10 protein-coding genes are annotated in these 11,836 nt (G+C 57.0%); 7 read left to right on the top strand and 3 right to left on the bottom strand.

Translation table 11 applies throughout. From position 1 onward, the window contains the following. Positions 1-88 precede the first annotated feature (88 nt). Together G5574_RS01610 and G5574_RS01605 are read right to left on the bottom strand one after the other, a co-directional pair. A complete protein-coding gene (locus G5574_RS01610) occupies positions 89-1,318 on the bottom strand; it encodes a methyl-accepting chemotaxis protein (RefSeq protein WP_133745222.1) in 1,230 nt (409 codons plus the stop codon). Between the two features lie 387 nt (positions 1,319-1,705). After that, positions 1,706-2,815: a LacI family DNA-binding transcriptional regulator gene (locus tag G5574_RS01605; protein ID WP_164481912.1), complete on the bottom strand. Its 1,110-nt coding sequence runs from the start codon at positions 2,813-2,815 to the stop codon at positions 1,706-1,708. A gap of 194 nt (positions 2,816-3,009) precedes the next feature. On the opposite strand from G5574_RS01605, the gene G5574_RS01600 reads away from it, so the two are divergent. The 7 genes from G5574_RS01600 (at position 3,010) to G5574_RS01570 (ending at position 10,996) form a co-directional block, all read left to right on the top strand. Further along, positions 3,010-3,831 (top strand): ABC transporter substrate-binding protein, encoded by an 822-nt coding sequence (locus tag G5574_RS01600; protein WP_039340405.1) that lies wholly within the window; start codon positions 3,010-3,012, stop codon positions 3,829-3,831. A gap of 75 nt (positions 3,832-3,906) precedes the next feature. Then, a complete protein-coding gene (locus G5574_RS01595; protein WP_033741390.1) occupies positions 3,907-4,713 on the top strand; it encodes an amino acid ABC transporter permease in 807 nt (268 codons plus the stop codon). 1 nt (position 4,714) lies between these two features. Next, positions 4,715-5,461 (top strand): amino acid ABC transporter ATP-binding protein, encoded by a 747-nt coding sequence (locus tag G5574_RS01590; protein WP_039340407.1) that lies wholly within the window; start codon positions 4,715-4,717, stop codon positions 5,459-5,461. Further along, positions 5,461-6,534 (top strand): Gfo/Idh/MocA family protein, encoded by a 1,074-nt coding sequence (locus tag G5574_RS01585; protein WP_164481911.1) that lies wholly within the window; start codon positions 5,461-5,463, stop codon positions 6,532-6,534. Before G5574_RS01590 ends, G5574_RS01585 begins: the two co-directional genes overlap by 1 nt. A gap of 28 nt (positions 6,535-6,562) precedes the next feature. Beyond that, on the top strand, positions 6,563-7,684 hold the full coding sequence (locus G5574_RS01580; protein WP_375124032.1) for an NAD(P)/FAD-dependent oxidoreductase: 1,122 nt from the start codon (positions 6,563-6,565) through the stop codon (positions 7,682-7,684). 359 nt (positions 7,685-8,043) lie between these two features. Continuing rightward, a complete protein-coding gene (locus G5574_RS01575) occupies positions 8,044-9,075 on the top strand; it encodes an NADP-dependent oxidoreductase (RefSeq protein ID WP_164481910.1) in 1,032 nt (343 codons plus the stop codon). A 454-nt stretch (positions 9,076-9,529) separates the two neighbouring features. Continuing rightward, positions 9,530-10,996, top strand: coding sequence for a catalase (locus tag G5574_RS01570; protein WP_033741382.1), 1,467 nt, complete (start codon positions 9,530-9,532; stop codon positions 10,994-10,996). A gap of 49 nt (positions 10,997-11,045) precedes the next feature. Here the strand turns inward: G5574_RS01570 and G5574_RS01565 are convergent, their stop codons facing one another. Then, a complete protein-coding gene (locus G5574_RS01565) occupies positions 11,046-11,675 on the bottom strand; it encodes a DapH/DapD/GlmU-related protein (protein WP_164481909.1) in 630 nt (209 codons plus the stop codon). Positions 11,676-11,836 lie beyond the last annotated feature (161 nt).

The following is an 11,836-nucleotide window of genomic DNA, read 5'->3' as shown; positions in this document are numbered from 1 at the left end:
TTAAAAAAGCAAGGCGCTGCACTGAAGGACATCCCTGTGCTCAGAAAGCAGGATAATGCTGAATGATAAAACGGCTAAAGCGGATTCGTTACTCAGTTTCAACCGTATGCGTAAACTCCCTGACCGCCCCTTCCACGCGTTCCGAGTTTTTCTTAATGATGGCGATGACCTCGCCGGCCTCGCGCATCAGTATGACGCCCTGCTCCGTATTTTTCTGGTTGAGTTCCATACCTTTCAGCACTTCCCGGGCCAGCTGATTATTATTTGATACCACCTGTTCTATTTCTTCTGTGGCCCCGCTGACGCTTGCCGCCAGCGCGCGCACTTCGGCGGCCACAACCGCAAAGCTCCTGCCGGACGCCCCTGCTCTGGCAGCTTCAATCGCGGCGTTAAGGGCAATAAGCCGTGTTTGTGTCGCAAACCGTCTGATGGTCTCTACCATGCCGTCAATGCTTCCTGACTGGCTGTTGAGGCGCGCGATGTCAGCGGAGATCGCGTTCATGTCCTGCGCGATCCGGTCCACAACTTCAATACTACTCTCAATTACATTCGCCCCATTCTGCGCATTTCCCAGCGTCTGTACAGCCATTTCCCAGGCCTGTACGGCGGCATCGTGCTCTTTTTGGTTATTCAAAACCTGTTCGGTCACATCCGTGGCAAACTTGACGATTTTATATAATTCGCCATTGCTGTTAAAAACAGGATTATACGTCGCGCGCAGCCAGAGTGGCTTCCCGTGATGATTGAGTCTGGGAAACTGCCCCGAAAAAAATTCGCCCTGATTAAGCCTTTTCCAGAACTGCCGGTATTCGTCGCTTGCAGAAAGCTGTTCTGAACAGAACATCCGATGGTGTTGACCCACAACCTGCTCACGTTTGTAACCGGTCGTTTTCAGGAAATTGTCATTAGCATCCAGGACACGACCGTCAGGACTGAACTCAATCACAGCCATTGACCGGTTGATGGCGTTGATCACAGATTCCTGTTCCAGCCCTGCCTCTATGCGTTCTGAGATGTCCGCCGCTATCTTAATGATTTTGCACACCCTGCCGCGGCGGTTCCTGACCGGGATATAACTGGCTTCCAGCCAGACAGGACGGTTTCCTTTAGCCAGCCGCAGATGTTTACCACTGCGAACGTCACCGGCGGCAAGGCGCTGCCAGAAATGGCGGTATTCAGGTGAATCCGTCAGGGAAGACGGGCAGAACATGCTGTGATGTTGCCCAATTATTTCGTGCGCCTCGTAGCCCATTGCGGTCAGGAAAAGCGGGCTGGCTTTCTGAATCGTTCCGTCAGGGCTGAATTCAATAACCGGCATCGCGCTGTTCAGCGCCCTGAACGGCGCCGATCTACGCCCGCTGCGAAGATCGTTAAGAAAGGAAAACACATTTTTTAATACATTAAAGCGCATAACCACGACCGTAATCTGAGTTGACTAATCTGGTTATCGGCTGTTAAGACCCTGGCATTATGTATTGTTGTGATAGTTTCCGTTGATTATTACCGGGCGAAATTAACTCACTAATGAAAAATAAACTTTTTGTATGACCTTCAACGGGACGCGCAAACGACTCCGCTGCAAAAGGCATGCTGCTGCGCAAACTGCGTCATGCAGGCAACCTCGGCAGCCTGACTGACCGCTCGGGCCTGCTCGTCTGAGGATAATGACGGGACACGGCAGTAAGACCGCTGTAAGAACAATCCCCTATTTGCTCAGCGCCCAGGCGGCTGGAACCGGCTTTCCTCCTGCCCGCACTGGCCCGACCGATCCCCGCACCACCATCCAGCTGTCGAATGCCGGTAACGCGCCGGCGGGCTGCTGCCGGATATGGCAGATTAACCGGCGTGCGGCTTCGCGGCCCATCTCATAAACCGGCTGGGCCACGACCGTAAGCGCGGGCGTCATCAGTTCGGTCCAGGGAAAATCATCGTACATAACAAACGAAATATCCTCGGGCACACGCAACCCACGTCTGGCCAGTCCACGTAGAATTCCCATTGCAATCAAATTGTCGGACGCAATCAGCGCACTGGGCGGTTCGGGAAGCGAGAGAAGCTCCGTCAGAATCTGTTCGATGCACGCTTCGTTAAGGGCATTCAGGCGCACCAGATTCGGGTCGAGTGCCATACCGGCATCGTGGTGGGCGTCGATCATCCCTTTCACCCGCTGCGCCACCGGCGTGGGTCCTAAGCTCATCGCGTGAGTGTAAGGCGCGGCAATGCGCATACTGGAAAGGTATGCGATACGGTGATGACCGGCGTTAAGCAACAGCTGCGTCGCATCCCTCGCCACGTTAAGAAAGTCAGCCTGAATGGTTTCCACGTCCAGCCCTTCGACGGAACGGTCAAAGGTCATCAGCGCCCGGCCTTCCGTCAGCACCTGTTTAAGATGGTCGTTATCACACGCCAGCGAGCTGCAGGGGGCCACGATGATGCCATCAACGCGCTTGTCCAGCATGACGCGCACGGCTTCCCGTTCCTCTTCCACGGTTTCATCGCTGTTGCTGAGCAGCAAATGAAACCCCGCCTGGCGCGCCACATCCGCCATGCCACGCAGCGCAAGGCCGAAATGCGGGTTTTCAATATCGCCCACGATCACGCCAATCGTGTTCGAACGCCCGGTATTCATGCTGCGCGCCAGCTCATTGGGCCGGTAACCCAGGGCTTCTGCCGCCTGGGTTACGCGGATTTGTACCTCTTCACTTACGGCGCCATAGCCGCCCAATGCTCTGGCCGCCTGGGCTTTTGACACGCCCGCCTGACGTGCCACATCGGCTACTGTGGGTCCGCGTACTTGCTGTTTTTTGCTGGTCATAATTATTTTGAATCACAAGTTGATAACATCGTAATTGACGCTGCTGAAAGCGTGTGCTTAATATCATTGTATCCACTTGAGACCGGTCTCACAACAACTACCGGTTTCATTTTGACCCGCATTGAGACCGGTCTCAATCAGACAGTACTGGCTCAGTGACCTTCGACGTTTCACCTGCAAAATGGAAGAGCTTTATGACATCGCATAAACGTTTAACCAAAATAACCGCCGTTGTCTTCGGCCTCGCGGTAATGCTCTCAACCAGCGTCAGTGCACGGGCAGCCAGCGACAACAATCCCTATGGGCTGATTGAACCGGGCCATCTGCGTGTCGCCAGCCTGGGTGACGCGAAACCCTATACCTTTACGGACAAAGACGGAAATTTCACCGGCTTTGACGTCGAATTTTTCAAAAATGTCGCCCATCGCATGGGCATTGATAAGGTGGATTTTGTCGGACAGGATTTTTCCGCCATCCTGCCCGCCGTCGCCAACGGACAATATGATGCAGGCGTGGCCGCGATCGGAATCACACCGGCCCGTGAAAAAACCGTTGATTTCTCCACGGGCTATCTGGCGGGTTACCTGACGGTGCTCACTCGCAGCGATTCCGGCGTGAAAAACGTGGCAACGCTGGCGCACAAGCGACTGGGCGTCATTCAGGGCACGCTGCAGGAAAGCTATGCGCTGGCCAACTTCAAACAGACCGATCTGGTGCGCTTTCCCGATAACAACGCGGCCGTTTCCGCGCTGAACAACGGCACTATTGATGCCATGTTCCTCGATTACGAAGCCGCCAAAGATTATGCCACCCGCTTCAAACTGGTGACGGCAGCCAACATCCCCTCTTTCGACGCCCCGGCGGGCGTGGCGATAGCGAAAAACAAACCGGCCTTTAAAGCGGCGCTGGACAAAGCCATCAAAGCGGCGATGCAGGATGGGACGTGGAAACAGCTTTATGAGAAGTGGTTTCCGGGCTCGCCTATGCCTGAACAGTATCTGCCTCAGCACAATTAGTCCCCGCGCAACCGGTGTGCGCGTGAATACATTCGGTGACGGGCGTTGTCCGTCACCCGCAACAGAGAATCGGCTATGGATCTGATCACTATTCTTTCCCGTACCTTCTTTGATTTTTCTGCAATGAAGGACGTCCTGCCGCAGCTGCTGGCAACGGGCCTGGTCAACACGTTGATCATCTCGTTGGCCGCCACGCTGCTGGGCACCTTTTTCGGCCTGATTCTGGCGCTGATGGGGATTTCGCCTTCGCGCTGGCTGCGTGTACCGGCCCGGCTGTATACCGATCTGTTTCGCGGCCTGCCCTCTATCCTGACCATTTTGCTGATTGGTCAGGGGCTGGCGCGCTTCAGCTATCAGCTGTTTGGCCCCTCACCTTATCCGCTGGGCATTTTTGCCCTGAGTCTGATTGCCAGCGCCTATATGGGCGAAATCTTTCGCTCAGGGATCCAGAGCATTGAGCAAGGCCAGATGGAAGCCTGTCGGGCGCTGGGCATGAGCTATGGTCGGGCGATGCGGCTGGTGATCATTCCTCAGGGCATCCGCCGCGTCTTGCCTGCCATCGTGAATCAGTTCATCGCGATTATTAAAGACTCTTCGCTGGTTTATCTGCTGGGGCTGATGTCCAGCCAGCGCGAACTGTTCCGGGTTGGCCAGGATGCCGCGGTGCTGAGCGGCAATCTGTCACCGCTGATGCTGGCGGGGCTGTTCTACCTGATGATTACCGTGCCTTTAACCCATGCGGTGAACCATATTGACGTCCGTTACCGCACCGGACGCCGCCGGGCAACGGCGCCGCAGAGCGGACTGAAAGAAATTGATGAGGTGGCGGTAAAACGCGCCGTCACGCCCACGGCCTCCCTGACCAGCGAACGAGGACACTGAGATGGCAACGTCCACTGCATTTCACGGCGCAAGCCTGGAGCTGCGTAATCTGACCCTGGCGTACGGCCCGATTGAGGTGCTGCGCAATGTGTCACTGACCATCGCGCCCGGCACCACCACCTGCATCATCGGCCCTTCCGGATCGGGAAAATCGACCCTGCTGCGCGGTATCAATCGCCTGCATGAACCCAAAAGCGGCGACGTCTTGCTGGCCGGGCGTTCGGTACTGAAGGACAAACCCGATGCGCTGCGGTTGCGCATTGGCATGGTCTTTCAGCACTTCAATCTGTTCCCCGATCACAGTGCGCTGGAAAACGTCGCGCTGGCCCCCTGGAAAGTCAAAGGCCGCTCGAAAACGGAGGCAGAGACAATTGCCCGGCAACGTCTGGCTGAGGTCGGCTTAGCACAGCGCGCCGACCATCGTCCGCGCGATCTCTCCGGCGGGCAGCAACAACGTGTCGCGATCGCCCGGGCGCTGGCGATGGAGCCCGAGGTGATGCTGTTTGACGAGGCCACGTCGGCGCTCGATCCCGAACTGGTGAAAGGCGTGCTGACGCTGATGGCCGAACTCTGTGAGCGCGGCATGACGATGGTGGTGGTCACGCATGAGATGGGATTTGCCCGCCGCGTGGCCGACCAGGTGGTGTTTATGGATGAAGGCGAGATTGTCGAAGCAGGGCCACCCGATCAGTTATTTGAACGTCCACAATCTGCCCGTTTACAACGTTTTTTATCGGAGGTGCTCTAATGGCACAGCATAAGGTGACAGGTCCCATCCGCACGGCGCTGGTGGGATTTGGCATTGCCGGCAAGGTCTTTCATGCCCCACTGATTTCACACGATGCCACTTACCGTCTTGAGGTGATCGTGACCGGTAATGCGCAACGCGTCGCCGCGGCAAAAACGCATTATCCCCAGGCGCGAATTGTGCCGGACTGGCCGTCACTGCTGCAGTTGATCGACAACGGCGACATCGCGGTGGATCTTATTGTGCTGGCGACGCCGCCCGCTCAGCACCGTGAGCAGGCTGTCCAGGCCAGCCTGCGCGGTATCCATCTGGTGGTGGATAAACCTTTTGCGCCTGACGTCAGCGCGGCGGAAGCGATGATTGACGCCGCCCGAGAGGCTGGCACCCTGTTAACGGTCTTTCACAATCGCCGCTGGGACGGCGACTTTCTGACGCTGCAACGCCTGGTGCAGGACGAGGCATTTGGCACCGTCAGAAGCTTTGAGTCGCGCTTTGAGTGGTGGCGACCTGACGGATTTGGTAACTGGCGCGACAGCGTTTCGCTTGCGCAAGGGGGCGGCCTGCTGCTGGATCTGGGCAGCCACCTGATCGATCAGGCGATACAGCTGTTTGGTCCGGTGCAGGAGGCCAGCGCCGAGCTGGCACGCTATTCCGGCAATCAGTCCGACAGCGATGAGGATTGCTTCGTTTCTTTACTGCATACCTGTGGCGTGCGTTCGCGGCTGTGGATGAATGGCCAGGCCGCGCTTAATGCTCCCCGCTTCCATCTGCTGGGCAGCCAGCGAGCTTTTACGCACTGGGGCCTGGATAACCAGGAGCCGCAGCTGGCCGCGGGCATGTCCCCGACTGACAGCGCCTACGGCGTAACGCCGCCTGAACGCGCAGCCCGGCTGGGCACCGTGGAGCAAACTGAGGCGGTGGCGCTGCAGCGCGGCAATTACCCTGAATTTTATCACCGTCTTGCCCGTGCCCTGGTACACGGCGGCCCGCCGCCAGTGGACGCCAGCGAGGCGCTGGGCGTGCTGAAACTTATTGAGCAACTCCATCGGCAAAGTCGCGTACGCCTTGCCTGAATGGGGTATTTTCTGACAGAAGGAATCCATGATGACTGACAACTCTGTGGCCAAAACCGTTGTTGTACTGGGTGGCGGCATTTTAGGCGTTTCCACGGCATGCCAGCTGGCACAGGCTGGCGCGAAAGTGACGCTGGTCACCGAAGCCGAACTCTGCTCTGGCGCATCAGGACGTTCACTTTCCTGGCTTAACTCTGCCGGAGAGCGTTCCGCGCCTTACCATGCGCTGAGAATGGCGGGCATTGACCGCTACCGCACCCTGTTTGCCCGCCATCCCGATCTCAGCTGGCTGCGCTTTGACGGCGCGCTGTTCTGGGCGGCGGATGACGAGGCGGGCACCAAAGCGCGTCATGATTATGAAAACGCCCTTGGCTATGCTTCCCGGCTGGTTAATCCGCGCACGGTGCATGAGGTGGATCCGCAGGTTAACCCCAGCGCGCTGGCCAGCGTCGCTATTGCCAACCCTGGTGAGGGCTGGGTAAGCCTGCCGCATCTGGCCGCAAAACTGGTTGAGGATTTCAAAGCCGCAGGCGGCGAAGTGATTGAACAGGCAGGCAAAGCCAGTGTGCTGACCGCAGGTGGGCGGGCCACAGGCATTCGCAGCGCGAAACGGGGCGACATCATGGCCGATCGGGTGCTTGTCGCCTGTGGTCCCTGGACGCCCGATGTCGTTGCGCCGCTTGGTGTACGCATTCCCAACGGGTCGCCGGTGTCCATGCTGGTTACCACTACCGCACAGGAACGCGATCTTAACGTGGTATTAAATACGCCCCGCGCGGCGATACGTCCCAACCCTGGCCGTACGCTGGCGGTCGATCATGACTGGTATGAAGAGGATATCGTTGCGCATGCTGATGGTCAGTACAGCATCGATCATGCCGTTATTCGCCAGTTAATGGCGGATGCGGGTCACCTGCTTGGCGACGGCGCACCACTGGAAGCAGACAGCTGGAAAATTGGCCTGAAACCCGTGCCGGGGGATGGTGAACCGGTTGTCGGGGAGCTGAAAAAAGTCCCCGGTTGCTTTGTGGCCTTTACCCATTCGGGCGCGACGCTGGCACTGATTCTGGGCGAATTGCTGACGGAGGAGATCCTCAACGATGTCCGGCATCCCATGCTCGCGACCTTCCGGCCGGAACGATTTAACTAAGCCCGCCCCCGCGCCGTCGCCCGACGGCGCGGGAACCGTCTGCGACATGGTTATGCGCTGGGGCATCTTTGCCCCCTTTCTCCCGCCACCTGACGCGGCTTTCAGCGTCACCGCCCCCTTCAGACTCCGTGACGACCGGTATAACGTTGTTCCCCGTGTGACACCGTCACGACGCGCTGGATTCGGAGCAATCTGAACGGGTCACGTGGCGCGCGCTGTGCGTAGCGGTACGCCGGGCGAGTCCTGTTTGCCCTGCCCGTTGACCGCCAGCACGGTTAAGCATGCTTTGTTCTGTCATCTACACTTAGCCATTCATTCCCGGCAACCCTGAGCGGTTTGCCCATGCAAAGGACGACTTTATGACTGAACAATCGACAACAAATCACGCCTGGCTTTTGGCTTCACGCCCCAAGGGTGAACCAACGGAAGACAACTTCCGTTATGTTGCGCAGCCGACACCTGAAATCAAAGATGGCGAGATCTTACTGCGTACGATTTATCTGTCACTCGACCCTTATATGCGCGGACGTATGGATGAAGGGAAATCTTACGCGCCACCGGCAGAGCTGGATAAGCCGATGGTTGGCGGCACGGTTTGTCAGGTCGCCGAATCCAAAAACAGTGAATTTAAAGCGGGTGACTGGGTGCTTTGCCAGAGCGGCTGGCAGGAATATGCCGTGTCTGATGGTAAAGACGTTGCCCGTCTGAATAGCGACCTGCCGCATCCCTCCTGGGCGCTGGGAATTCTCGGCATGCCCGGATTTACGGCCTATATGGGATTAATGGATATCGGTCAGCCGAAAGAAGGCGAAACACTGGTTGTCGCGGCGGCAACCGGCCCGGTGGGCGCGACCGTGGGCCAGTTAGGAAAAATGAAAGGCTGCCGCGTGGTAGGTGTCGCGGGTGGTGAAGAAAAATGCCGTCATGCGGTGGAAAATCTGGGCTTTGATGCCTGTATCGATCACCACAGCCAGGACTTTGAAGAGCAGCTCAAAAATGCCTGCCCGGATGGCATTGATATCTATTTTGAAAACGTGGGCGGTAAGGTGTTCGATGCGGTCTTCCCGCTGCTGAACCCGGCGGCGCGGGTGCCGGTTTGCGGACTGGTTTCTGCCTACAGCCAAAAAGAGCTCCCGCCAGGCCCTGACTGTACCTCCCGCATCATGGCCGGTATTCTGACCCGGCGCATTCGCATGCAGGGCTTTATCATTTTCCAGGATTACGGCCACCGCTATCCTGAGTTTTTGAAAGCCATGACGCCGCTGGTAGAGAGTAAGAAGATCCACTATCGCGAGCACATGATTGACGGTCTGGAGAACGCACCCAAAGCGTTTATCGATATGCTGAACGGTAAAAACTTCGGTAAAACCGTCGTGAAAGTGGCCTCGTAACCCCACCTGTCACTTAAAAATGCAACGTCACTGACGTTGCATTTTTTTATCTGCCGGACGGTAAAACAGTTATTGCCGCCTTCAATGCCTGCGGCAGAGCACGACCGACAACGAGCGTCTGCCCCAGTACCGGCCAAAACGTCCCCCTACGTACCCACCAGCCTCACCTTACGGGCAACACGCCGCCCACGCCTCGCCCGGAAAGGGAGAGATCTCCTGCATCGCGGCCCGATGAGCTTGCGACAACACCTGAAGGTGGAATGATTCAAAAACACTCACCATCCCGGTGGGTTTGTCAGGTCTGGGGCGTGAAAAGCCCTGCGTGCCTGGGTCAGAGGCGAACAGGAAGATAAACAGATCGTCATATAAAGAGTGAACGATTCACCGTTGCGCTTCTCAGTTTTACGCTACGCTTACTCCATGCAATACCCGTATAAACATGGAGACTAATTGAATGAGTCACGATGCGCGTAAACCCACCACCACCGACGCAGGCATTCCGGTTGCCAGCGATGAGCACTCGTTGTCGGTAGGACCGGACGGCCCGCTGGTACTGCACGATCACTATCTGATTGAGCAGATGGCGAACTTTAACCGTGAACGTATTCCTGAACGGCAGCCACATGCAAAAGGGAGCGGTGCCTTTGGCTTTTTTGAGGTGACTGAAGATGTCAGTCGCTACACCAAAGCCAACGTTTTTCAGCCCGGCACGAAAACGGATGTGCTGATGCGCTTCTCAACCGTAGCCGGTGAGCGCGGCAGCCCGGATACCTGGCGCGATCCACGCGGTTTTTCCATCAAGTTTTATACCCGCGAAGGCAATTACGACCTGGTGGGTAACAATACGCCGGTGTTTTTTATTCGCGACCCGATGAAGTTTCAGCATTTTATTCGCTCGCAAAAACGCCGTGCGGACAACAATCTGCGTGACAACGATATGCAGTGGGATTTCTGGACGCTGTCACCGGAATCGTCGCACCAGGTCACGTGGCTGATGGGCGATCGCGGTATTCCCAAAAGCTGGCGTCATATGAACGGCTACTCCAGTCACACCTATATGTGGGTAAACGCCCAGGGCGAGAAGTTCTGGGTGAAATACCACTTCCATACCGATCAGGGCATTGAAAACCTGACGCAGCAGGAAGCCGATAAGCTGGCAGGTGAGGACGGCGATTACCATACGCGCGATCTGTTCATGTCCATTAAAAACGGCCACTTTCCGAGCTGGACGCTCTATATGCAGATCATGCCCTTTGCGGAGGCAGATGAATACCGCTACAACCCGTTCGATCTCACCAAGGTCTGGCCGCACAGCGATTACCCGTTGATCAAGGTTGGAAAACTTACGCTGAACCGCAATCCTACCGACAACCATGCGCAGATTGAACAGGCTGCCTTTGAGCCTAACAATCTGGTGCCCGGTATTGGTCTGAGCCCGGATAAGATGCTGCTCGGGCGCGTGTTTGCCTATGCGGATGCCCACCGCGCCCGACTCGGGGTAAATTACAAGCAGATTCCGGTTAACGCCCCGCAGTCGCCGGTCAACAGCTACAGCAAAGACGGTGCGATGCGCATTAACCCGGTATCCGACCCGGTTTATGCGCCCAACAGCAAAGGCGGCCCGGTTGCCGATGGTGAACGTTATCCAACCGACTCGGTCTGGTCTGCCAGCGGCGATATGGTACGGGCACCCTATTCTCTGCGCCGTGACGACGACGACGTAGGCCAGGCGAATACGTTGATCAATAAGGTGATGGATGACGCCGCGCGTGACCGGCTGGTCAACAACGTTACGGGTCATCTGTTAAACGGCGTGGAAGAGCCGGTGCTGTCGCGGGCTTTTGCGTACTGGCGCAATATCGACAAAACCATTGGCGACCGCATCGCCACAGCCGTACTGGACGCGCGGGCTAAACGCTAAACCGCCCTGCCAAACGGTGGCATCCGCCACCGTTTTATCCCCGTCGCATTCAGCCATGCTTTGCACAAAACTGCTCAATATCCTCTGACTGAAAATCGGCAAGGTTTGCCATGATCTTTTCCCGTGGCCAGTTCCACCAGGCGATGTGTTGTAAGCGCGTGGCAATCGCCGGATGGAAGCGAACCCGAATCGGTTTAGCGGGCACGCCACCGACCACGGTATAGGCTGCAACGTCTTTCGTCACCACCGCGCCCGCCGCCAGCACCGCCCCGTCGCCCACCGTGACGCCGGGCAATACGATCACGCCATGACCGATCCAGACGTCATTGCCAATGATCACTCTGTCTTCTCGCCGGGCGGTGAAAAAACCGTGGTCGCGCGTGGCGGTCGCGTCGTAATACTCCGGACAATAGGTAAAGCGGTGTTGTGACGCGCGATTCATCGGGTGATTCGGCGCGCCAATCCGGACCTGATTAGCGATCGCGGTGAAACGGCCAATCTCACTGTCGGCAATGCAACAATGTTCACCTACATAGGAGAAATCGCCCAGGGTGCTGTATTCCAGATAGCTGTGAGCCAGAATTTCACACTGCGCGCCAACCTGCGTTTCACGCATGCGTACGCTGGCATCGATTTCGGTTTGCTGAAGTTTGGCGGGTTTTACCGCGGCAAGTGACATGGAAACGCTCCCGGCTCTGGTCTGAGGTCTGGATAAGTGATGCCCGTAAGGCGCCTGACTGCCGCGCCACTGTAGCCGGATAACATGACAGACAATTGACAACGAAAAAGGCGGAGTGGTTAGCTCCGCCTTGGTCAAAGTTCCGGTTATTTTGCATGACC

Origin of the sequence: Pantoea stewartii (assembly GCF_011044475.1) — a bacterium.
In the GTDB taxonomy this organism is placed as follows: Bacteria; Pseudomonadota; Gammaproteobacteria; order Enterobacterales; family Enterobacteriaceae; genus Pantoea; species Pantoea stewartii.
This window is presented reverse-complemented; position numbering and strand designations above follow the sequence as displayed.

Excerpts from the sequence above, each read along its gene's own strand:
- G5574_RS01610 (WP_133745222.1), bottom strand. The coding sequence starts at position 1,318 with ATGCCGGTTATTGAATTCAGCCCTGACGGAACGATTCAGAAAGCCAGC.
- G5574_RS01600 (WP_039340405.1), top strand. The coding sequence starts at position 3,010 with ATGACATCGCATAAACGTTTAACCAAAATAACCGCCGTTGTCTTCGGC.
- G5574_RS01565 (WP_164481909.1), bottom strand. The coding sequence starts at position 11,675 with ATGTCACTTGCCGCGGTAAAACCCGCCAAACTTCAGCAAACCGAAATC.
- G5574_RS01590 (WP_039340407.1), top strand. The coding sequence starts at position 4,715 with ATGGCAACGTCCACTGCATTTCACGGCGCAAGCCTGGAGCTGCGTAAT.
- G5574_RS01585 (WP_164481911.1), top strand. The coding sequence starts at position 5,461 with ATGGCACAGCATAAGGTGACAGGTCCCATCCGCACGGCGCTGGTGGGA.
- G5574_RS01570 (WP_033741382.1), top strand. The coding sequence starts at position 9,530 with ATGAGTCACGATGCGCGTAAACCCACCACCACCGACGCAGGCATTCCG.
- G5574_RS01595 (WP_033741390.1), top strand. The coding sequence starts at position 3,907 with ATGGATCTGATCACTATTCTTTCCCGTACCTTCTTTGATTTTTCTGCA.
- G5574_RS01575 (WP_164481910.1), top strand. The coding sequence starts at position 8,044 with ATGACTGAACAATCGACAACAAATCACGCCTGGCTTTTGGCTTCACGC.
- G5574_RS01580 (WP_375124032.1), top strand. The coding sequence starts at position 6,563 with ATGATGACTGACAACTCTGTGGCCAAAACCGTTGTTGTACTGGGTGGC.
- G5574_RS01605 (WP_164481912.1), bottom strand. The coding sequence starts at position 2,815 with ATGACCAGCAAAAAACAGCAAGTACGCGGACCCACAGTAGCCGATGTG.